General features: G+C 35.7%; 20 protein-coding genes. 17 read left to right on the plus strand and 3 right to left on the minus strand.

What is annotated here, in order from left to right; translation table 11 throughout:
• Positions 1 to 120: 120 nt before the first annotated feature.
• The 3 genes from yihA (at position 121) to LUA91_RS15665 (ending at position 3,540) form a co-directional block, all read left to right on the plus strand.
• Entirely contained in the window at positions 121 to 744 is a 624-nt protein-coding gene (yihA, locus tag LUA91_RS15655; RefSeq protein ID WP_231427053.1) for a ribosome biogenesis GTP-binding protein YihA/YsxC, read from the plus strand.
• Positions 745 to 826: 82 nt separating this feature from the next.
• Positions 827 to 1,684, plus strand: coding sequence for a UbiA-like polyprenyltransferase (locus LUA91_RS15660; protein ID WP_231427054.1), 858 nt, complete (start codon positions 827 to 829; stop codon positions 1,682 to 1,684).
• Between the two features lie 149 nt (positions 1,685 to 1,833).
• Positions 1,834 to 3,540, plus strand: a complete 1,707-nt coding sequence (locus LUA91_RS15665; protein ID WP_231427055.1) for a M3 family oligoendopeptidase — start codon at positions 1,834 to 1,836, stop codon at positions 3,538 to 3,540.
• A 223-nt stretch (positions 3,541 to 3,763) separates the two neighbouring features.
• Here the strand turns inward: LUA91_RS15665 and LUA91_RS15670 are convergent, their stop codons facing one another.
• Positions 3,764 to 4,987 carry an MFS transporter gene (locus LUA91_RS15670; protein WP_231427056.1) on the minus strand — a complete coding sequence of 408 codons (1,224 nt, stop codon included), beginning with the start codon at positions 4,985 to 4,987 and terminating at the stop codon, positions 3,764 to 3,766.
• Positions 4,988 to 5,269: 282 nt separating this feature from the next.
• Between LUA91_RS15670 and LUA91_RS15675 the strand changes: the two genes are divergently transcribed.
• Positions 5,270 to 7,216 carry an amino acid permease gene (locus tag LUA91_RS15675; protein WP_231427057.1) on the plus strand — a complete coding sequence of 649 codons (1,947 nt, stop codon included), beginning with the start codon at positions 5,270 to 5,272 and terminating at the stop codon, positions 7,214 to 7,216.
• Between the two features lie 286 nt (positions 7,217 to 7,502).
• Here LUA91_RS15675 and LUA91_RS15680 read toward each other — a convergent pair whose 3' ends face one another.
• Together LUA91_RS15680 and LUA91_RS15685 are read right to left on the minus strand one after the other, a co-directional pair.
• The gene (locus LUA91_RS15680; RefSeq protein WP_231427058.1) at positions 7,503 to 7,673 is read right to left on the minus strand and encodes a hypothetical protein; all 171 of its coding nucleotides are present in this window, start codon (positions 7,671 to 7,673) and stop codon (positions 7,503 to 7,505) included.
• A gap of 3 nt (positions 7,674 to 7,676) precedes the next feature.
• On the minus strand, positions 7,677 to 9,638 hold the full coding sequence (locus LUA91_RS15685) for a KUP/HAK/KT family potassium transporter (protein ID WP_231427059.1): 1,962 nt from the start codon (positions 9,636 to 9,638) through the stop codon (positions 7,677 to 7,679).
• A gap of 180 nt (positions 9,639 to 9,818) precedes the next feature.
• Here LUA91_RS15685 and LUA91_RS15690 point away from each other — a divergent pair, with 180 nt between their 5' ends.
• The 13 genes from LUA91_RS15690 to LUA91_RS15750 all read left to right on the plus strand — a co-directional run bounded on the left by LUA91_RS15690 (position 9,819) and on the right by LUA91_RS15750 (position 22,703).
• Positions 9,819 to 10,349 carry a T9SS type A sorting domain-containing protein gene (locus LUA91_RS15690; RefSeq protein ID WP_231427060.1) on the plus strand — a complete coding sequence of 177 codons (531 nt, stop codon included), beginning with the start codon at positions 9,819 to 9,821 and terminating at the stop codon, positions 10,347 to 10,349.
• A 73-nt stretch (positions 10,350 to 10,422) separates the two neighbouring features.
• Entirely contained in the window at positions 10,423 to 11,034 is a 612-nt protein-coding gene (locus tag LUA91_RS15695) for a fumarylacetoacetate hydrolase family protein (RefSeq protein ID WP_231427061.1), read from the plus strand.
• Between the two features lie 3 nt (positions 11,035 to 11,037).
• The gene (locus LUA91_RS15700; RefSeq protein ID WP_231427062.1) at positions 11,038 to 12,771 is read left to right on the plus strand and encodes a M23 family metallopeptidase; all 1,734 of its coding nucleotides are present in this window, start codon (positions 11,038 to 11,040) and stop codon (positions 12,769 to 12,771) included.
• Between the two features lie 122 nt (positions 12,772 to 12,893).
• Entirely contained in the window at positions 12,894 to 13,358 is a 465-nt protein-coding gene (gene bcp, locus LUA91_RS15705; protein WP_231427063.1) for a thioredoxin-dependent thiol peroxidase, read from the plus strand.
• 57 nt (positions 13,359 to 13,415) lie between these two features.
• Complete coding sequence (locus LUA91_RS15710) at positions 13,416 to 14,276, plus strand: transketolase (protein ID WP_231427064.1); 861 nt, start codon at positions 13,416 to 13,418, stop codon at positions 14,274 to 14,276.
• A 92-nt stretch (positions 14,277 to 14,368) separates the two neighbouring features.
• The gene (locus LUA91_RS15715) at positions 14,369 to 15,328 is read left to right on the plus strand and encodes a transketolase family protein (protein ID WP_231427065.1); all 960 of its coding nucleotides are present in this window, start codon (positions 14,369 to 14,371) and stop codon (positions 15,326 to 15,328) included.
• A 187-nt stretch (positions 15,329 to 15,515) separates the two neighbouring features.
• Entirely contained in the window at positions 15,516 to 16,076 is a 561-nt protein-coding gene (locus LUA91_RS15720) for an RNA polymerase sigma factor (protein WP_231427066.1), read from the plus strand.
• A 33-nt stretch (positions 16,077 to 16,109) separates the two neighbouring features.
• Entirely contained in the window at positions 16,110 to 16,784 is a 675-nt protein-coding gene (locus LUA91_RS15725) for a hypothetical protein (protein ID WP_231427067.1), read from the plus strand.
• Between the two features lie 7 nt (positions 16,785 to 16,791).
• On the plus strand, positions 16,792 to 17,232 hold the full coding sequence (locus tag LUA91_RS15730) for a hypothetical protein (protein ID WP_231427068.1): 441 nt from the start codon (positions 16,792 to 16,794) through the stop codon (positions 17,230 to 17,232).
• A 68-nt stretch (positions 17,233 to 17,300) separates the two neighbouring features.
• The gene (locus LUA91_RS15735) at positions 17,301 to 18,500 is read left to right on the plus strand and encodes an aspartate aminotransferase family protein (RefSeq protein WP_231427069.1); all 1,200 of its coding nucleotides are present in this window, start codon (positions 17,301 to 17,303) and stop codon (positions 18,498 to 18,500) included.
• Positions 18,501 to 18,650: 150 nt separating this feature from the next.
• Positions 18,651 to 19,328: a response regulator transcription factor gene (locus tag LUA91_RS15740; RefSeq protein ID WP_231427070.1), complete on the plus strand. Its 678-nt coding sequence runs from the start codon at positions 18,651 to 18,653 to the stop codon at positions 19,326 to 19,328.
• A 105-nt stretch (positions 19,329 to 19,433) separates the two neighbouring features.
• Positions 19,434 to 20,738, plus strand: coding sequence for a HAMP domain-containing sensor histidine kinase (locus LUA91_RS15745; RefSeq protein ID WP_231427071.1), 1,305 nt, complete (start codon positions 19,434 to 19,436; stop codon positions 20,736 to 20,738).
• A gap of 135 nt (positions 20,739 to 20,873) precedes the next feature.
• Positions 20,874 to 22,703 carry a 7TM diverse intracellular signaling domain-containing protein gene (locus LUA91_RS15750; RefSeq protein WP_231427072.1) on the plus strand — a complete coding sequence of 610 codons (1,830 nt, stop codon included), beginning with the start codon at positions 20,874 to 20,876 and terminating at the stop codon, positions 22,701 to 22,703.
• Positions 22,704 to 23,005 lie beyond the last annotated feature (302 nt).

The following is a 23,005-nucleotide window of genomic DNA, read 5'->3' on the forward strand; positions in this document are numbered from 1 at the left end:
CCATAATCTTCGGACGTCGGACTTCCGACCCTTGACTAAATTTACATTTCCACGAGATTCGTCAATTGGACTATCGACTTCGGTCTTCGGACTTCCGACTCAAAACCCTACCTTTGCAATATGGTTATCAAAACGGCAACATTTGTTTGCAGCAACACCCAAATTTCGGCATTACCGCCACCAGTAATGCCAGAATATGCTTTTATCGGACGCTCAAATGTGGGCAAATCTTCATTAATTAATATGTTGGTTAATCAACATGGGTTGGCAAAAACTTCACAAAGGCCAGGAAAAACCCAACTAATTAATCATTTTTTAATTAATGAGAAATGGTACATCGTCGATTTACCGGGCTACGGCTATGCAAAGGTTTCTAAAACCAGCAGAGAGAAATGGGAGAAATTTATTCGTGCCTACATTACTAAAAGAGAAAGTTTACAATGTGTGTTTGTTTTGATTGACAGTCGATTGGAGCCGCAGCAAATTGATATTGAGTTTTGCTATTGGTTAGGCGAAAAACAAATTCCTTTTTCACTAATTTTTACCAAGGCCGATAAACAGGGCATGACAACCACCCAAAAAAACGTGGCCGCTTTTAAGAAAAAGTTGGGTGAGTTTTTTGAGGAAATTCCCGCAACCTTTATTACCTCAGCCGAAAAAGGAAATGGGAAAGATGAAGTTTTACATTTCATAACAGAGGTTAATCAAGATTTTGTGGTTCCAACAGATTATAAAAAGTTTTAATTCCTGGCTCATTATTGGTTATGGGATATAAAATCCAAATCATTTAACAATTAATCAATTTTAACAGTTAACCCTGTTCTTAATGAAAAAATACTTTTCACTCGTATTATTTGCACACTCGGTATTTGCCTTACCTTTTGCTATGATCGGGTTTTTCTTGGGCGTTACCACAACCGAAAATCCTTTCTCTTGGTACAAATTAATTTTGGTTTTACTATGCATGGTTTTCGCCCGTAATTCTGCAATGGCTTTTAATCGTTATTTAGATAGAAATATCGATGCTAAAAATCCACGCACCAAAACGCGTGACATACCAGCAGGTAAAGTTTCGGCTAACGAGGCATTAATTTTTGTGATTGTAAATTGTATTTTATTTGCCATAGCCACCTATTTTATCAACCCGCTTTGTTTTTATTTATCTCCTGTAGCTTTATTTGTTGTTTTATTTTATAGCTACACTAAAAGATTTACTGCACTTTGCCATTTGGTTTTAGGCTTGGGTTTATCGCTTGCCCCTATTGGCGCATACATTGCCGTAACCGGCCATTTCGCATTAGTTCCTGTTTTATATTCTTTTGCTGTATTATTTTGGGTAAGTGGTTTCGATATTATTTATGCCCTGCAGGATGAAGATTTCGACCGAGAAGAAAATTTACACTCCATACCATCGGCACTTGGCATTAAAAATGCTTTGAATGTGTCGGTTTTACTGCATATTCTTTCAGCGGCTTGTGTTATCATTCCTGTTTTTTTTACCGAATTTAGCTGGGTATATTATGTAGGAATTGTGTTTTTCTGCTCCATGCTGATTTACCAACACCTGCTCGTAAAGCCAAATGACATCAGTAAGGTAAACAGAGCTTTTCAAACTTTAAATGGATATGCTTCAGTTGTATTTGCCCTTTGCTTTTTGATTGATGCTTACATAAGAAATAAATGATAGAATATTAACAATGATTGAATGAGTGAATTTTGAATGAGTGAATATGCTGCCGAACTGTTCAATCGTTCAATAATTAACAAAGAGCATTTTAGCTATTTAAACTATTTTATCAATCTCTCATTCAAAATTCAATAATTAATTTAAACATGATTATTACAAAAAAACCAAGAACATATATTCCGCAAAACTTAACCATTACCTGGGACAGTTTAGCACCATTATTTACCGAATTACAAAACCGCGAAATTAATAACGTTGATGAGTTGGAACAGTGGTTAAAAGATCGCTCGGAGTTGGAAGCAGCTTTAGAAGAAGATTTCGCCTGGCGATATATTAAAATGAGCTGCGATACCGCCAACGAAGAATTGGTTAAAAATTTCCAATACTTTGCCGAAGAGATCGAACCAAAAATTTCACCATTATCAAACGAGTTGAACAAAAAATTTGTCGACAGCCCTTTTATGGACGATTTAGACAAAGAAAAATTCTTCGTCTACAGCAGGGCAATTAAGAAAGCGCTGGAAATTTATCGCGAAGAAAACATCGAATTATTTACGCAACTGCAGGTTAAACAACAAAAATACCAAGGCATTACAGGCGCCATGAGTGTCGAAATTAATGGTCAGGAATACACGCTTGAGCAGGCATCGATTTTCATTAAGGATTTAAACCGTGAGGTTCGTGAAAATGCATGGAAAACTATTCAACAGCGCCGTTTAATCGATAAAGATGATTTGAATATTTTGTTTGATGAATTAATCAAATTGAGAAATCAGGTTGCCCTAAATGCAGGTTTTGAGAACTATCGCGATTACATGTTCCAGGCATTAGGACGTTTTGATTATACTCCTCAAGATTGCTACGATTTTGCCAATGCCATCGAAAAAGAAATTGTGCCTATTTTAAAAGCACAGGCCGAAAAACGCCGCGAGGCTTTATCGTTAGATGTTTTAAAACCATGGGATTTGGAAGTTAGCGTAAGTGGTAAGCCAGCTTTAAAACCTTTTAATAATGGGGAAGAATTGATTGATAAAAGTATAGCTTGTTTTAACGCCATTGATGAAAAATTGGGCTTAAAATTGGCCACCATGAAAGCCAACAATCTTTTCGATGTAGAAAGTAGAAAAGGAAAAGCTCCAGGCGGCTACAACTATCCTTTGGCAGAAACGGGAGCACCCTTTATATTTATGAATTCTGCCAACTCGCTTCGCGATTTAACCACAATGGTTCACGAGGGTGGTCACGCGATTCATACTTTTTTAACAGCAAATCTAGAATTAAACGATTTCAAACATTGTCCTTCTGAAGTTGCTGAACTGGCATCGATGAGTATGGAATTGATTTCGATGGATAATTGGAATGTATATTTCGACAACGAAGAAGACCTAATCCGTGCCAAAAGAGAGCAACTGGCAGATGTTTTAAAAACCTTGCCTTGGGTAGCGGTAATTGATCAGTTTCAGCATTGGATTTACACCAACCCAGAACATACAGCTGCCGATCGTGAAGAAACTTTTAAGCAAATTTACAATCGTTTCGGAGCAGGTTTTGCCGATTGGACAGATTTAGATCAACAGTTTGGAAATGTATGGCAAAAACAGTTGCACTTGTTCGAAGTACCATTCTATTATATTGAATACGCCATAGCGCAATTAGGTGCCATTGCCGTTTGGAAAAATTATAAGGAAAATCCTGAAAAAGCTTTGGAGCAATATTTAGCTGCACTTTCATTAGGCTATACCAAACCAATGAATGAGATTTACGAAACTGCTGGTATTAAATTTGATTTTAGTGCAGACTACGTAAAAGAACTGGCTCAATTTGTAAAAGAAGAATTAGAGAAATTAGGATAAGTTTAGGGTTTAGGGTTTAGGGTTTAGGGTTTAGGGTTTAGATGCAATTCTAAAAGCATAGATTTGTTTTGAAAAAAGTCGCAGCGTTTACTGCGACTTTTTTTGTTTTATAAAACAATCATAATCCTGAATTTATTTCAGGATCTTAATGCAAAAAAAAATATGCAAAATGTAGTACTCCGCTGATCTTTCCTACTAAAACGAAGTAAATCGCTATAATTAGCTAAGCACTAACCTCATCTTTTTTTCTCGTTTTCATAATCAAAACCATTACGAGACCTGAAATGATAATCATCACCAAATAACTGAAACTCAAATTTCTTTCATCTTTTGCCGGAAAAATATTCACCACACCATAACTTAAAAATGAAACAATTACATAAGTAATTCCGCCTGTCAGGCCTCCGGCTATACCCGCATTTTTAGGAAATTTACTTAAACAAAAGGTGAAGTAATTATTAAATGTAAAACCCGCACCAATGTGAATGATAAAGGCAAAAAATATCAAGGAATATAGATTGGATACGAAATTCAGACTAATCATCATTACGATAACAAAAACCATCTGCAACAGCGAATTAATCATCAATCTACTAAAAAATGGTTTATTAATTGTTGCTTTCCCAATAAAGCCACCAACCATCCAAGCAAAGCCCAAAATAAGAGAACTATAACCTGCTACAACAGGAGAATAATGTAGTTCATGCTCAATGATAAATGGCCCAGTCATATTGTAAACCATCACCATGCAATAAGCCAGCCCCAACATTACTATCCCTAATGTAAAGCTGCTGGTTTTAATCATTTCCAAATAAATATTTGTAATCTTCTTTAACTGAAAATCGGTAAAATGCTTTAATGTTTCACCACTGAAAACAAACTCTAAAACGGCAAATACTAAAGCAAAACCAGCAAGGAAATAAAAGTTTGATTCCCATCCAAAAACTGTTTGTAAATAGCCACCAACAAATGGCGCTATAATTGGCCCCGTAGACCATATAATTGAAAACAGACTTAAATAATGCTTCAATTTATCGCCAGTAAATAAATCGACAAAATAGGCTCGCTTGGCTACAACAATTGCACCAACAGAAAGTCCGTGAATAATCCTCATTAAATAAATAAGGTAAATATTATGTGTGATTGCAATTACTAAGCTTGCGAACGCAAATATCAATAAGCTGTACAACCCAATTTTATAGCGGCCAAAACTATCAAGCAAACTCCCCACAAACAGTTGCGCCACACCATAACTGATCAAGAAAATACTCAGGGTTAACTGCACCTGAACACTACTGATGTTCATTTCTCCAGCCATTGTAGGCAACGACGGTATGTAGATATCTGTGGCAAAGCCAGAAAGTGGAATGAGGGCAAATGCCAATATTGTGGCTATGTTCTGATTTTTATCTTTTATAGCCGAATGTTGTATAGATGATGATGTCATTTTGAAAAACTGAACGGATTTGAATACCATTTCTACTTAAGCAGGCAAAAGTAGCACTTTATGATAACCGAAATTTGCCCCATGAGCAATAAACACATAGAGATTACATACCGTGGCAATTTTTACTTTACGAACAGAATAATTGAAAGATTTTAGGCGATAAAAAAATAAATTTCTATACTTAAACATGATGTAAATTGATTGTTATGAAATTTATATCTCGCTTTAAACGTTTTTAACTGATATTTTTTTAAGTTTGAGGAATACAACAACCAAACAAAAATGTTCGAAAAGCTATTCAGGAAGAAATCTATTTCCAAAATTCTAAAAGATGCGGCAAGCGGCTACGGCGACCATGAAAATACGCTTCACAAAACATTAGGTGTACGAGATTTAACAGCTTTTGGTATTGCAGCAATTATTGGTGCAGGTATTTTCAGTACGATTGGTAAGGCCAGTGCAGATGGTGGTCCGGCGGTAATATTTTTGTTTATTTTTACTGCGGTTGCTTGTAGTTTTGCAGCATTTGCTTATGCAGAGTTCGCATCAATGGTTCCGGTTTCGGGTAGCGCATACACTTATTCTTATGTAGCCTTTGGCGAGTTGGTAGCCTGGATTATCGGCTGGTCGCTCATTATGGAATACTCTATTGGAAATATTACTGTAGCCATTTCCTGGTCTGATTACTTTACGGGGCTACTCTCTTCCATAAAAATTCCCTTTCTCGGTATTAATGGTATTCATGTGCCTGATTGGGCTACAATGGATTATTTAAGTGCTTATAACGGACATAAAATTGCTGAGGCATTATTGGCTGCAGGCAAAAACTTAACTGATTTAGATTCTGCCACTGCTTTGGCAAATAATGCTTGGTTAACGGCACCTCAAATTGGCGGATTTCACCTGGTTGCAGATCTTCCTGCGCTAGGAATTATCATCCTGATTACCTGGTTAATTTATCGTGGCATGAAAGAAAGCCGAAATGCCAGCAATGCAATGGTTGTGGTTAAATTGGCTGTTATTTTGTTGGTGCTTGCTGTTGGTATTTTTTATGTGGATACAAATAATTGGAATCCATTTGCACCTAATGGGGTATCGGGAGTTTTAAAAGGTGTTTCGGCAGTATTTTTTGCTTATATCGGCTTTGATGCCATTTCTACAACGGCAGAAGAATGTAAAAATCCACAACGCGATTTACCTCGTGGAATGATGTGGGCCATTATAATTTGTACCATTTTATATGTTGCAATCGCCCTAGTTTTAACTGGAATCGTCAAATCTGATACACTCGCAGTTGGCGATCCTCTGGCATTTGTTTTCGATCAAATCAATTTAAAATTAATGAGCGGAATCATTGCTGTGAGTGCAGTATTTGCAATGGCAAGTGTGCTTTTGGTGTTTCAGATGGGTCAACCACGGATTTGGATGAGTATGAGTCGTGATGGTTTGTTGCCTAAATCTTTCTCTAAAATTCATCCAAAATACAAAACGCCATCTTTTGCTACAATCGTAGTAGGATTTGTGGTTGCAGTACCTTCATTATTTATGAATTTAACCATTGTTACTGATTTATGTTCAATTGGTACTTTGTTCGCCTTTGTTCTGGTTTGTGCAGGGGTTTTAGTGTTGCAAAACCGCCCTGATGTGCAGCGTGGAAAATTTAAAATCCCTTATGTTAACAGCAAATTCATAGTTCCTATTGCTTTTATTGCCGCAATGGCATTTGCTTTTACTCAATACAGTAAAGAAACCAAAGCCTTCTTTTTCAACTCGCCTAAGACAGTTACAACGGTTAATTTTGTTACTTCATTAAATGGCGATGAACTTAAAATTGTGAGAGAAGAAATTGTTAAAAATGCTGCTCCACAAATTATGCTTGCCGATAAGGTTGATGCAGAATCTTACCTAAGTACTTTGCCTGCCGATAGATACGAACAGTTTATCTCAGCTTCGAAAGTTTCTGTAGAAAAGAAATATGAAAGTGGCTGGAGTTTGTTTAAACATAAAATTCCAATGTGGATTTTCTTAATCATCTGCGTGATTATCTGCTATTATTGTATCACACATAATCTCTCTTTAATCCCTGTTTTGGGCTTAATCAGCTGCTTATATATGATGTGCGAGCTAGGTATTTCAAACTGGATCGGTTTTGGGATTTGGCTGGTGATTGGACTGGTGGTTTACTTTGCCTATGGTTATAAACATAGCAAGCTGGCACAGGAAGCATAACTTATGTTCAACTTTTAAAAGTGCTAATAAATATAAAAAACCACTAAGTTATAGCTTGGTATTCTAACCAACTGGTATTAAACGCATTTGATCAAGTTTCGGTCTGTAGAGATACTAAACCGTTAGATAAATAGATAAAATATCAATGTTGGTCGTTAAGGAAATCACCGATAAATATATTGGCTGAAAATAGAAGAAGCCCTTAAGTATAAAACTTAAGGGCTTCGTTATTTCGGATGGTAAGGGAATCATTCAATAGGTTAAACTTGATTCTAAAATCCTTAAATCAATTTAAATCCTGGTTATCTTTCTTTTTTATAAATGCCAATGCCGTAATCATAACCAATCCTAATCCCGATGCAATCATATAATTGTTGGCATGATCAAGCTGATAAATTTTAGCAGCCGGGCCAGCGATAAAAAGACAAGCCCCAAGTATTAAAATTGCTGTCCTCATTAATTAAACGGGTAATCTGTTTAGTTCAATATCATCAGGTGTAACGAAGATCAAAGGAACTTTTTCTACATCTACATAGCTGCTATCTAAACCAAAACTGCGTTCTTCCGATAAACTCATTTTCTTCAGCAAGAAGTAATAATCCATAATTTGTCTTTCATAAAAGCTCAACTTTGTGAATTTAGAAAGGTGTTTCTCTAAAAGAACAAATCTAAAATCGCCAGCAATTTTATGCTTATTTAATGATTTATATTGACTTGTAATATCAATCTCGCCATTTTTCACCAATTCTTCAACCACTTTACGATACAGCAAATTAACCCGTTGCTCAATTCTAAATCCTAACCTAAAATCAATTCTAATTAATTTACCCGGAATCAGGAACTCCACTTTATAATCTAAAGTATAAGGTTCATCCATAACATCTACGTGTACCAACCAATACACATCAGCACGTTTAGGTTCTTTTTGAATAATGGAATAAATGATCTTGGATTCTATCTCCGTTTTAAAGTTTGCACTGGTTAAATAAACCAATTGCGATGAGTATTTCGGAACGGTTTCATCACTGCTTAATTCACTTAAAATTTGATAATAATCCTCAATTTCCACATATTTAACAAAGCGGTTTTTGATTTTCCGAGAGTTATACCAGGTCCACATTACGCTTAATAAACCACAGCTGATTAACAATGTTACCCATCCACCATGAACAAACTTAGCCATGTTACCAACTAAGAATGTCATTTCAATTACCGTATAAACACTAACAAAAATGATAATTAAATACTTAGGAAATTTCTTCCTTAACATATAAACCGCTACCAAAATAGTGGTCATCAGGAAGGTAAGGTTAATGGCTAAACCATACGCACCCTCCATATCATCCGATCTTTTAAAATACAACACGATCAAAATACAACCAATACAAAGCAACCAATTGATAGATGGCACGTATAACTGACCCTTTTGCACACTAGGATAATTGATTTTAACTTTTGGCCAAAGATTCAATCTAACGGCTTCAGAAATTAAAGTAAAAGAGCCCGAAATCATGGCTTGCGATGCAATTACAGCTGCTGTTGTAGCCAGGATAACCATGTAAATTACCAAATTTTGAGGTACCAATTGGAAAAATGGATTTTCTAGAGGATTCCGTGGGTTATAACCTGGATGGCTCAAGACCCATGCACCCTGACCTAAATAATTTAGAATTAAGGTCAATTTTACAAAAATCCAGCTAATGCGGATATTGTCTTTACCACAGTGCCCTAAATCGCTGTATAATGCTTCAGCCCCAGTAGTACAAAGGAATACACCACCTAAGATGACCAATGCACTGGGGTTTGTCACCAATAAATGAATGGCATAATATGGGTTTAATGCTTTAAAAACAGATGGATCATCCATTACATGGGATAAACCGGTAACGCCTAGTGCAGCAAACCAGAAAAACATAATTGGCCCAAAAAGTTTTCCTACCAAGTTGGTTCCAAATTGTTGGATCACAAATAGTAATGTAATAATACCGATTACGATTGGTAGAACCGGAACTGTTGGAAAATTAAGCTTTAATCCCTCAATTGCTGAAGTTACGGTGATACTTGGGGTAATCATTCCATCGGCTAATAAAGCGGCGCCGCCAATAATCGCAGGAACAACCAGCCACTTTGCCTTTTTACGCACTAAGGAGTATAATGAGAAAATTCCCCCTTCACCTCTGTTATCGGCTCTTAAGGTGATAATGACATATTTAATGGTAGTTTGAAGAGTTAAAGTCCAGATGATACAAGATAATGCTCCAAGTACTACATCCTGACTTATGGGTTGCCCCGCATCAAACACTGATTTGAAAATCGCTTTAAGGGTGTACAATGGTGATGTACCTATATCGCCAAATACAATTCCCAAACTTACTAGCACCCCGCCAGCTGTTAACGCGTTGACATTTTTATGATCTGACACTTCGTTGATATTTTTAGTGCGTCAAAAGTAAACTAACTCTAACAAATTAGCAACCATAATATTGTGTATTTTTCACACTATGAAAAACAAAATTAATTGTTAAATTGTGTTAAATTATTACAGATGCACGAAATGTTTAATTTCTTTGTTTTTAATTAATACATTTGCTTTATAAATTTGATGAAACTCTACCCAATAACGTTGCTCACAAAACTTACATGCATTTTATGCATTGTTTTGTTGTGGAGTGTTAATTCCTGGGCCCAACAAGCTGATAGTATTCACATTAGCTTAAAAAATAGAGTTAAAAAAACAAGTAGAATTCCCGAAATTAAAGCCAATATTCAACCTTACCGACCATTGTTCGGTACCTTAGGTACTTCAGGAATGTTCAACACTTATTCTGGCACATCAAAATCAACAAATATTGCTGCAACTAAAGATAAATTACTTACCATCGTTAAAATTTATCCCAATCCTGTTGAAGATCAGTTGAATATTATTTTATCGATAGGCAAAGATGGTACGCAAACCACCATTAAAATTATTGATTTATTAGGAAACGAAGTTGTAACGCTAGCCAACGAAAGGTTAAACGCTGGCGAGCAAACCAAAAGTTTCACTATTCCCACTCGCCTAAACGCTGGCATTTATTTTTTACGGGTAATGGCGGGCGCCGAAAGCCAGGTAAAACGCATCTCAGTTTTATAACTTCAATATCTTTTCTATTTTTGGCTATTCGAGATTCAATTTCCGAATACTCTGTCTCATAATTTATATTAATATGAAAATCATCGCTATTGGCCGTAATTATGCCGAACATGCTAAGGAATTAAACAACCCCATTCCTACAACGCCTGTAATTTTTATGAAACCCGATACAGCGCTGCTAAAAGATAACAAGCCATTTTATTTACCAGAATTTTCTAATGATGTTCATTATGAATTGGAAGTGGTTTTAAAAATCTGTAAAGAAGGGAAACACATCGCCGAAAAATTTGCTTCGAATTACTATGATGAAATTGGTTTAGGTATAGATTTTACAGCACGCGATATACAGAGCAAACACAAAGAAAAAGGCTTGCCATGGGAACTGGCAAAAAGTTTTGATAACTCCGCTCCCACAAGTATTTTCTTACCCAAATCTGATTTTTCTGATCTATATGATTTGAATTTTGAGCTGAAAATTAATGGAGAAAGTCGGCAGAAAGGACATACCAAAGATTTACTCTTCTCGTTTGAAAAGATAATCAGCTTTGTTTCGCAGTATATTACCTTAAAAAAAGGCGATTTAATTTTTACGGGCACCCCTGAAGGTGTCGGAAAAGTGAATCAGGGCGATAAATTAGAGGCCTGGTTAGAGGGAAAACAACTTTTAAATTTTGATGTTAAATAACGAATGATTAAAAATCCGATCCACCATTTATTTATAGCTTTTCTCTTTTTATTTTTTACTTTATTTGTTAACGTTGTTCAGGCACAGCAAATATTTAGCAACAATAAATATCCAATAACTGATTTTAGGCAACCTTTAGATATTGTTCCTCCAGCTCTTGCCGGGTCATTTGGCGAAATTCGTGGAAATCATTTCCATTCGGGAATTGATTTTAGAACCAACCAACGGGAAGGCTATCCGGTTTATGCTGTAGCCGATGGATATATTTCTCGCTTAAGGGTTCAGAATAGTGGCTTCGGCCAGGCGCTTTACATCAATCATCCCAATGGTTTTACTACAGTTTATGGGCATTTACAACGCTTTTCACCAAAAATAGCCACTATTGTAAAAGATCTGGAATATGAAAAAAAATCGTTTGAAATTGATGAGTTCCCTGATGCGACATTAATCCCTGTCCGTAAAGGAGAGGTAATTGCATGGTCGGGTAATCGTGGTAGTTCTGGAGGTCCGCATTTACATTTCGAAATTAGAGATACCAAAACCGAGGAAACCATAAACCCACAGTTTTTTGGGATTAATATACCAGATAATATCCCTCCAGTAATTCACGGTTTGTATGTTTATCGCTTAAATGGAAAAACTTTTAATGAATTTACCCCAAAACAGGCTATTGCAATTAGTGGTGCTGGTGGTAATTTCAAAACAGCTTCACCAGTAAGTTTAACCGGTGAGGTTGGTTTTGGAGTTGTTGTAACGGATAGGCATAATGGTTTATCAGGCACAAACGGTGTTTATTCTATCCAGCTCGAATTAGATGGTAAACTAATTTACACTTCCGCATTAGAGCGTTTTTCTTTTGAAAACAGTAAAGCGATCAATTCTCACATCGATTATCCAACATACATCAACACCAAAAGAAGCATTCAAAAAAGTTTTGTTGATCCAGGCAACCCACTAAAAATTTATAGTGGATTGGTGAATAACGGTAGAATTAATTTTAATGATGGAGCAGCTCATCAACTTCGATATATCATAACCGATTCCAAAGGAAATGCATCCATATTGCCTTTTACGGTAAATGCTGGTAACGCTCCAGTTAGCCCTAATATCATCCCGGCAGGATTAATTTTCCCTTACAATAAAGCCAGTGAATTTAATAGCGAAGAGATTAAAGTGGTAATCCCGCAAGGTACTTTATATAACGACTTAAATTTTGTTTATAAAAAACTGCCCAAACCTGCAGGCAACGCTTACTCGGCAGTACATCAAATCCATAATCGATTTACACCACTGCATATTGGATTTAATTTATGGATTAAAGCCGATGCACTTCCCGAAAATTTACGCGATAAAGCACTGATTGTTAGCGCTGGTGGTTCATCGCAAGGTGGATCATTTGATAATGGCTATATAAAAGCGACACCAAAAAACTTTGGTAGTTTTTATATTGCTGTAGATACCATTGCTCCTCGAATTATTCCAACCAATATTGCAGATGGAAAAAGTATGGCTGGATTATCTAAAATGACTTTTAAGATCGGTGATAATCTTTCGGGAATAAAAAGCTTTAGTGGATACATTGATGGGAAATGGGTTTTAATGGAGTTTGATGCGAAAACGGCAACCCTTTGGCATAGCTTTGATGATAGAACCACAGCTGGTAAACATGCTTTTGAGTTAGTGGTTACCGATGGAAAAGATAATGTGCGTCGTTATGCCATTTCATTTTTTAAATAGTATGAACTGTTAAATAAAACTTCTGCCCCTAAAATTGTCATCTTTTAACATTCCCTGAACACTTAAACAAGTTTATCTGTTTAAATTGCGACTATAATAATTAAATTTCAAATCATTCATATATGGCCGAGTTAAAAGAGGGCGATCAAGCACCAGCAATTACATCAAAAGACCAAAATGGTATCGAGGTTTCGCTTAGCGATTATAAAGGAAAAACTGTTGTGTTGTATTTTTATCCGAAAGATGATACGCCAGGTTGCACAGCCGAAGCCTGCGATTTTAGAGACAATTATCAAGGTTTACAAGAGAAAGGAATAGCCGTTTTGGGCGTAAGTGTAGATGATGAAAAATCGCACCAGAAATTTGTAACTAAACACAATTTACCTTTTACCCTATTGGCCGATACCGATCAAAAGATTGTAAATGATTATGGCGTTTGGGCAGAAAAAAACATGTATGGCAAAAAATATATGGGCACTGTCCGCACTACATTTATCATTGATGGTGAGGGAAAAATTTCACATATTATTAAAAAAGTTGACACCAAAAATTCAACTCAACAAGTACTCGATTTAATCAATAACTAATTATGATATAGCAGTTAAAATATTAACTTTGCTATGTAACAACAACCTCTTATTTTAATGAAACATACAATTAAAGAGCTAGAAGATATTGCCTCGCAAATCAGAAGAGATATCGTAAGAATGGTTCACGGATGTCAATCTGGTCACCCAGGCGCTTCACTAGGATGTGCTGATTTTTTTACCGCATTATATTTTGAAGTTTTGAACCACAAAACAGATTTCACGATGGAAGGTAAAGGCGAAGATTTATTTTTCCTTTCCAACGGGCATATTTCTCCGGTGTGGTACAGTACATTGGCCCACGCTGGCTATTTCGATAAAAGTGAATTGGCAACTTTCCGTAAATTGGATTCGAGATTGCAAGGTCACCCAACCACTCATGAACATTTACCAGGGATCCGTATTGCTTCAGGATCATTAGGACAAGGTTTATCTGTCGCCATTGGTGCAGCTTTAGCTAAAAAGTTAAACGGCGATAATTCTCACGTTTTTGCATTATTAGGTGATGGGGAACTACAAGAAGGGCAAAATTGGGAAGCTGCAATGTTTGCACCTTTTAATAAAGTGGATCATTTAATTGCTTCTGTTGATTATAATGGCCAGCAAATTGACGGACCAACCAGCAAAGTTCTTGCTTTGGATGATTTACAAGCCAAATTTGAAGCTTTCGGATGGCATGTAATTAACACAGATGGTAATGATATGCAAGCAATTGTAGAAGGTTTACACTATGCTAAAACTTTAACCGGTAAAGGAAAACCAATCATGAATTTAATGAGTACACAAATGGGTGCTGGTGTAGATTATATGGTTGGCTCACATAAATGGCACGGTACAGCACCAAATGATGAACAATTGGCATTAGCATTGGCGCAATTACCAGAAACTTTAGGGGATTATAACCCCCTAGCCCCTTGAAGGGGGAATTAATAGCAAAATGCAAAATATACATTTCGCTTTAAACCATTTAATTTACACTATAAATAAAGCCCCTTTAGGGGTTTGGGGTTATGAAAAAATATACATACACAGAGAAAAAAGATACACGTTCGGGATTTGGTGCTGGCTTACATGAGGCAGGAAAGAAAAACGAAAACGTGGTAGCATTGTGCGCCGATTTAGTAGGATCGCTTAAAATGGATTCTTTCATCAAAGATTTTCCAGAGCGTTTTACCCAGGTGGGTATTGCAGAAGCAAACATGATCGGTATTGCAGCAGGTATGACGATTGGTGGCAAAATTCCTTTTACTGGTACATTTGCTAACTTTTCTACAGGCCGTGTTTACGATCAAATTCGCCAATCGGTAGCCTATTCAAATAAAAACGTTAAAATCTGCGCATCTCATGCTGGTTTAACTTTAGGTGAAGATGGTGCAACGCACCAAATTCTGGAAGATATAGGTTTAATGAAAATGTTGCCAGGAATGGTGGTAATTAATCCGTGTGATTATAACCAAACAAAAGCTGCAACTATGGCCATTGCCGAATATGAAGGTCCGGTTTATTTACGTTTTGGTCGTCCGGTAATTCCAGTATTTACAGATCCTGATCAAAAATTCGAGATTGGTAAAGCTTGGATGGTTAATGAAGGCACGGATGTAACCATTATTGCAACCGGCCATATGGTATGGAAAGCAATTGAAGCTGGTGAAAAATTAGCAGAATTGGGTATCGATGCAGAAATTATTAATATCCACACGATTAAACCTTTGGATGATGAAGCAATCTTAAAATCGGTAAAGAAAACTGGTTGCGTTGTTACTTGCGAAGAACATAATAAATTTGGTGGTTTGGGTGAAAGCGTTGCCCGCTTATTAACAACAGAATTACCAACTCCACAAGAGTTTGTGGCCACTAACGATACTTTTGGCGAAAGCGGAACACCAGATCAATTAATGTCTAAATACGGCTTAGATGCAGTAAACATTGTTGAGGCAGTTCAAAAAGTAATCGGCAGAAAAAAAGCTTAAAATACTATTATTTAGGGGAAATAGAGAACAGGAAATAGATAATAGATGCCTTTGCTATTGCATACTATTTCAATTTCCCATTCCCTATTTCCTTTTTAACAAGCGATATTACCTATTCGTAATTTCCATATTGTTTAATTCCTTGCCCCAGTCCTTACTAGTACCCGCTCCTCTCTAAAAAATATAAATGAAACAAGTTGAAGATTCAGAAATTCTTGCCATGTTCGCTGTCGAGCGCACTCGAAATGAAGCTTTTAATTTGTTATTAAAAAAATATCAGCAGAAAATTTACTGGCACATCCGCAGATTGGTACTCAACCATGATGATTGTGATGATTTACTCCAGGAGGTGTTTGTTAAGGTCTGGAAAAATCTGGATAAATTTAGAAGTGATTCTCAATTATATACCTGGATTTACCGCATCGCAACTAATGAATCCATCACTTTTCTAAACAAACAGAAGCAAAAAAACAATACGCCTTTAGACGAAGTATCGTCTGAACTGGCAGATAATTTAGTGGCATCATCATATTTTAATGGTGATAAACTAGAGCTTAAGCTGCAAAAAGCCATTTTAACACTTCCAGAAAAACAACGCATTATCTTCAATATGAAATATTTTGATGATATGAAGTACGACGAAATTTCTGAGGTTTTAGGAACATCGGTTGGTGCTTTAAAAGCGTCATTTCACATCGCTGCTAAAAAAATTGAAGCTTTTATTACAAATGATGAAATTGATTATTAAACCTTTTCATCTTAATTCAATCATATATCTGTGATGAACGAAAATATAGAAAATAACGATTGGAAAAGGGATGCGCCAGTCCTGGCCGCTATGGTTAGGAGCAATCCTTTCACTGTTCCTAATCACTATTTCGAAAGTGTAGAGGAGTCAGTAATTTCCAATGTATTTTTAGATGGATTGAAACAAAATACTAATTGTGCTCATTTTGAAGTTCCGCAACATTATTTTGAAGAATTAACTGAACGCATTGAAGCCAATATCAGAATAGTGGAATTGCCAAAAGCTGAAAATAGCTTTGCAGTACCACAAAATTATTTTGATAACCTTCAAAGTAGAATTAATGATAGAATTGCTGCCACTTTTGAGGATAAAGTTGAGGTTAAACCGGAGCTTAAGATTGCTAAAATTGTTCCTCTGTGGAGAAAAAGTTTGGTTAAATATGCGAGTGCAGCTTGTTTTGTTTTAATAGCTTCTTTTGGCGCCTATTTCTATCAAAATAGTACTTCGATTCCTGTTGCTCAAACTCAACCATCAGATCTTGCAAACGAACAAATGTTGTACGATATTGATGAAAGCACAATTATTGACCATTTAGAAGCACAAACTAATATGGGTTCAAAAACTACTTCTGCCTCAGATACAGAAATGGAAAACTATATATTGAGTAATTTCTCGTCAAGTGATTTAACTCATGAATTAAATAATTAATTAAAAAATGAAGAATTTATTATTCGTTGCTTTAATGTTTTTATTGCCTGCTACACTTTTGGCACAACGCACAAAAGGTGAAGAAATAGAATCATTAAAAATTGCCTTTTTTACTCAAAAACTAGATTTATCTCCGGAAGAAGCTAAAGTATTTTGGCCAATTTACAATGATATGCAGACAGAGCAAAATGCTTTACGCAAAGAACGCATGCAAAAAATGATCTCTTATAGAAAAACTACTGAAATTGATAATTTAAGTGATGCACAGGTGCAAAGCTTAATTACCAGCGAGTTTGATTTTAAACAGAGAGACCTCAATCTGGATAAAAAATATTATAACCGTTTAAAATCTAATCTACCGATTAAAGTAGTTGGAAAATTCTACAGGGCGCAGGAAGGATTTAAGCGAGAGTTACTGAACCGTTTTAAAGGCGGACCAAAAAATTAGATACAAAGACTTGCAATGATGCAGGTCTTTTTTATTTTAAAGGCTATTGTATTTCCGTACTTTTGTGCATGCTTACCCAACGTCAGTTGTTTTTACAACACAATGCACAAACCTCTCCCGAACCTTTAATGCTCGAATTTGTAAGAGCAAGAGGTGTTTACATTTATGATTCTTCAGACAAAAAACATTTAGATCTTATTGCTGGTATTGGCGTAAGTAATGTGGGCCATTGCCATCCTGCGGTAGTTAAGGCTATACAAGATCAGGCAGAAACCTATATGCATTTAATGGTATATGGCGAATATGTTCAAACACCACAAGTTAATTTCGCAAAAGCATTGGCCGATATTTTACCAGCAAGTTTAAGTTGTACTTACTTTTTAAATTCGGGAACGGAAGCGGTTGAAGGAGCCATGAAACTGGCCAAACGTTATACGGGCAGAAAGGGATTTATTGCTTGTAAAAATGCCTATCATGGCAGTACTCAAGGTGCAGAAAGTTTAATGGAAAGCGATTTTTATTCTTCAGGCTATGGGCCCTTTTTGCCAAATGTAAGTTTCATTCAACATAACAATTTAGCTGATCTTGAAAAAATTACAGATGAAATAGCTGCTGTCTTTATCGAACCCATTCAGGGAGAAGCCGGAATTCGCGTTGCTGATTTGGAGTACATGTTAGCGTTGAGGGCTAAATGTACCGAAACCAAAACGCTTTTGATTTTCGATGAAATCCAATCTGGTTTCGGGCGTAGTGGCAAAATGTTTGCTTTTGAACATTATAACGTGGTCCCTGACGTGTTACTGCTGGCAAAAGGAATTGGTGGCGGCATGCCGATTGGCGCATTCATCAGTTCACTCGAAATCATGTCGGTTTTATCACATAGCCCAATTCTAGGTCACATGACAACTTTTGGCGGTCACCCGGTTTGCTGTGCTGCTGGTTTGGCCACATTAAGAACTTTAGTTGATAATAAAATTGTTGATCAGGTTGAAGAAAAAGGACAACTTTTCAAATCACTTTTAACACACCCTGCAATTAAAGAAATTAGAGGTAAAGGTTTAATGCTTGCAGTTGAATTCGAAAACTTCGATATTAATAAAAAAATTATAGATGCCTGCATTTTGGATGGTGTACTGTCTGATTGGTTTTTGCATTGCAGCAATTCCATGCGCATCGCACCACCACTAATTATCACCAAAGAAGAAATTGAAGAGGCTTGCGAGATCATTCTGAAAAATATTAATTTAGTGCTGGAACAGAAAGCTTAAAGCTGAAAGACAAACGTTCAAAGCAGAAAGCTAAAAGAATAAAGCTGAAAGAATAATAAGGAAAATATTAAATATGCTTATGCACCCAGTCTTGATACTTGCTACTCCATACTTGATACTAACTACCTGATACTAAATACTCGATACAAAATGAACGTACTCATAGTTGAAGATGAAAAAAGCCTGGCCTTGGAGATGGATGAATTTCTTAGCAAGGAAGGATTCATAGTAGAACATGCCTGGAAAAAATCCTCAGCAGAAGAAAAAATCTTCGTAAACAATTACGACTTCATTTTACTCGACTTAGGTTTGCCAGATGGCGATGGCTTTGACGTTTTAAAGCAATTGAAAGCGCTAAAAGATCGAGACGATGCAGTTATTATTTTAACGGCAAGAAGTGCAGTTGATGATCGCATTAAAGGTTTAGATGAAGGTGCTGATGATTACTTACCTAAACCGTTTTCATTGAATGAACTTTTGGCACGAATGCATGCCATCACTAGGAGAAAGCACAAACTCGAAAAAAACGAAATCAACATTCACAATTTCCTTTTAAATATCCAGAACAGAACAGTTGCTTATGGGGAGGAAAGATTAAATCTCACAAAAAAAGAATTTGAAATTTTTAACTATCTGGTATTAAATAAAAACCGTGTGGTTTCGAGAATGAGTTTAACTGAACATGTTTGGGGCGATATTTTAGAAGTTAATTCTGATTCGAACTTCGTTGATGTCCACGTAAAAAACCTTCGGAAAAAACTCGCTGCCATTACCCCTATCGATTGGTTCGAAACCGTAAGAAGTATTGGATATAGGATTAATTGCTAAAAAGTCAGAGGTCGGGAGACCGCAGTCCGGCGAAAGCGTTTAACGCTTTATTTGCAACTCATTTACGTATTCACAAATGAACCATTGAACTATTGAACCAACCAAATGAAATTACAGGTTAAGTTTTCTTTGTATAACGCCATCACCAAAATTGCCATTATTGTGGTTCTTGGCGGAATCATCTTATTTTCGTTGGATAAATTAGCCTTTAATCAGCTTGATAACCGACTAATTAAAAAGAAAAATAAAATTATTGAACATCTTAGTGATGGAGAAATTGATAGTCTTTTAAATAAGGAAGATACATTTACAGATTATAATATATTAAAGGAAGAGTTTATTATTTTAACCGATATCAGCGATAACCAAAAAGAAGCATCGGCAAAGTTATATACGGAGAAAAGAGAAATTGAAGGTGATATTGAAGTTTATCGGATCTTAAACTATAAATTCTCTTATCATACCAATTGGTACAACCTTGAAATTGGAGAATCCATGACGGCACTTTCATCTATCAAAAGTGGCATTCGGTTTTATACGCTAATTGTGCTTTTCGCAGCTTTGCTTATCACTCTGGTAACTGATTATCTCTTTTCTAATTTCCTGCTAAAACCGTTTTACTCCATCATTGATAAAAAAATAAACCTCGTTAACGATCCATCTCATTATAATTACGATAACATTCCCACTACAACTGATGATTTCAAAATCCTGGATAATAGTATAAACTCATTAATGAGGAAAATAAACACATTGTTTGCCTTGGAAAAACAATTTATTGCCAATGTTTCGCATGAGCTGCTTACCCCTATTTCCGTTTTGAGTACACGGTTTGAAAACATGCTCAACACGCCTGAAATACCCGAAGCACATGAAAACAAAATCTATGCTTCTTTAAAAACACTAAACCGTTTAAAATTAATTATCAATAGCCTATTGCTGATTTCGAAAGTAGAAAACAACCAATATTTAAAAACAGAGGAAATAAGTATCAGGCAGGAAATAGAAGATATTTATGAAGATTTAGAAGATCGCATTGCGGATAAAAACATCACCTTCAACTTAAATATCGCTCATGATTTTCGATTTATTGGAAACAAAGCGTTGATACATACCTTGCTGATCAATGTTATAAACAATGCCATAAAGTATAATGTGGATGGAGGCTTTATTACTATTGCAAGTAAAAAAATTGAAAATCGATATGCATTAATTATTGCTGATGGTGGTTTAGGTATGAAGAAAGAGATGCTGGATAATGTTTTCGATCGTTTTAAACGTGGTAACACGGAAGAAAAAGGTTTTGGTTTAGGCCTGGCCATTGTTCAAAGTATTGCCAAATTTCATAAAATTGAGATTAACATTCAATCTGAAGAAAATAAAGGAACCAATGTTTCACTTATTTTCTAAAATGGATTTAAGCTGATATGGCCGTTACTAATGCCATATACAAAATTGCTACCTTTGCAGTTCATGCTGAATCCCTTTTTCAATAAAACATACTTTCTTTTTTTAGTCATTTTACTGCTATCAAATTCCAGTTTAATGGCTCAAAAAGCTGTGGAAATAAAAAATGATGTTCCACAGCATATCTTTACATTCAAGGAAATCGAAGTATTGGAAGATGAAAAGGGCAAATTCACTTTCAACGAAATTAAAAGCCCAAGCTTTGATCAAAAATTCAAGGCCAGTATTACCAGTACTCCACAAACCAAGAATTTAAACAAAACTTATTGGTTCCGAATCAAAATTAAACCCAATGAAGCAGTAGAAAAGCCGCTGATTTTGGAATTTTTTGATCAAACCATTGATTATATTACCGTATACATTCCACAGCCTGATAAAAGCTACCAAATAGAAAACCTGGGCGATGCAAACCCTTTTGATGAGCGCTTAATTCACCATAAAAATTTCGAAATTCCCATTAAAAATGAGGGTAAAGAGATTCAAACATATTACTTCAAAATTAGCTCTTCGCAAATTTCTGATGTAATTATTGTTCTCCGAACTGCCGAATGGTTTATTTCCTATGCTTTGGATGAATACTTCTATTTCGGCATTTTCTATGGAATGATCCTCGTTTTCAGCTTCTACAACCTGATCATGTTCATCGCCATCAGGCAGAAACAATACCTCTATTATGTACTATATAATTTAAGCGTTGGCTTTTTTGAAATGAGCAGTGATGGCATTGCTTATCAATATTTGTGGCCTAATGCACCCGAATGGAATCAGGTGGCTTATGCTTTTTCACTATGTGCCACTAGTATTTTCGCCTTACTATTTACAAGAGAATTGCTATTTGTAAAAGCCAAGGCTCCAAAGCTCAATCAATTGATTATGGCGGTAATCATCGTTCGATTGGTCTTTTTTGTTTACTGTTATCTATTTGATCAAACACTTTTTAGCTATAAATTTATCGAAGCTATACCCCTTTCGGTAGCATTTTTTACAGGAATTTATATTTACAAAAATGGTTACCAGCCGGCACGTTTCTTCGTTTTGGGTTATAGTTTCTTGTTTGCAGGTTTCACATTAAAAATTTTAATTATGCTTGGTGTAAGCTGGTTAAATTTTGGTGCAATCAGTTATTATAGCTTAAGTTTTTGTTTTGTGCTGGAGATGGTTTTTCTATCTTTTGCCATTGGAGATAAGGTTCGTTTATTAAAGCTCAAAAAAGATAAAGCACAGCAGAAAATTATCAAACAGATGGCAATAAATGCCCGGCTAAAAGATACCATTAACCAGGAATTAGAAACAAAAGTAGAAGAGCGTACCCGCGAAGTTTACCATAAATCGCTAATCATTGAAAGTAAAAATCAAGCCCTCGAAGAAGTAAATTCATTACTTCAAAAACAAGCAGAGGAAATTTCGCGAATGAATGTACTGCTTGAGCAGGATAATGAACAGCTTCAAACCAGCGTAGAAAAAGTATCACGCGATCGGGTAATGAATACCGAAGTGGATTTCGAAGAATTCAGCAAAATTTATCCTGATAAGGAAAGCTGCTATGAATTTTTGTCAGAATTAAAATGGAGTAAGGGCTACCACTGTAGAAAATGTAGTCACGATCATTATTTCTCTGGACATATTTTGCACAGTAGAAGATGTAGTAAATGTGGTTATGAAGAATCGGTAACTACCTATACCATATTTCACAATACCAGAATACCAATCAATAAAGCTTTTTATATGATTTTCCTAATCTACTCTTCGAAAGGAAAAATCTCTTCTCACAAATTATCAGAACTTCTTTCCATTAGGCAAAGCACCTGCTGGACCTTTGGAACCAGAATTAAAAAAGTTATGGAAGACAGGAAGAAGACGCTTAAAAAAACCAATAAAAATGGCTGGAGCCAACTGGTAATCGAGTAGCTCAATACATCCTTTAGTCATAACTTCGTTGTTTTAAACCTTAATTCATTAAAAAGATATAAGGTGCTAAAGCGTATCAAAATCTTATCGACAGGCTACTCTATCAGAATGCTTAAACGCTGATAATCAATACCTAAACATGGATTTATTATACGGTACTTAAGCGTATCAAAAAAATCATAACAAACTAATTATCAGTAATTTACACAAAATTTAATACCCTAAAAACTTGTATTTAACATAAAATGAGTAGTAACTTTACACTGTATAACAATTAACAAGCGCAAAAATTATGAGAAAAA

This window comes from Pedobacter sp. Leaf250 (assembly GCF_920984735.1).
Classification (GTDB): Bacteria; Bacteroidota; Bacteroidia; order Sphingobacteriales; family Sphingobacteriaceae; genus Pedobacter.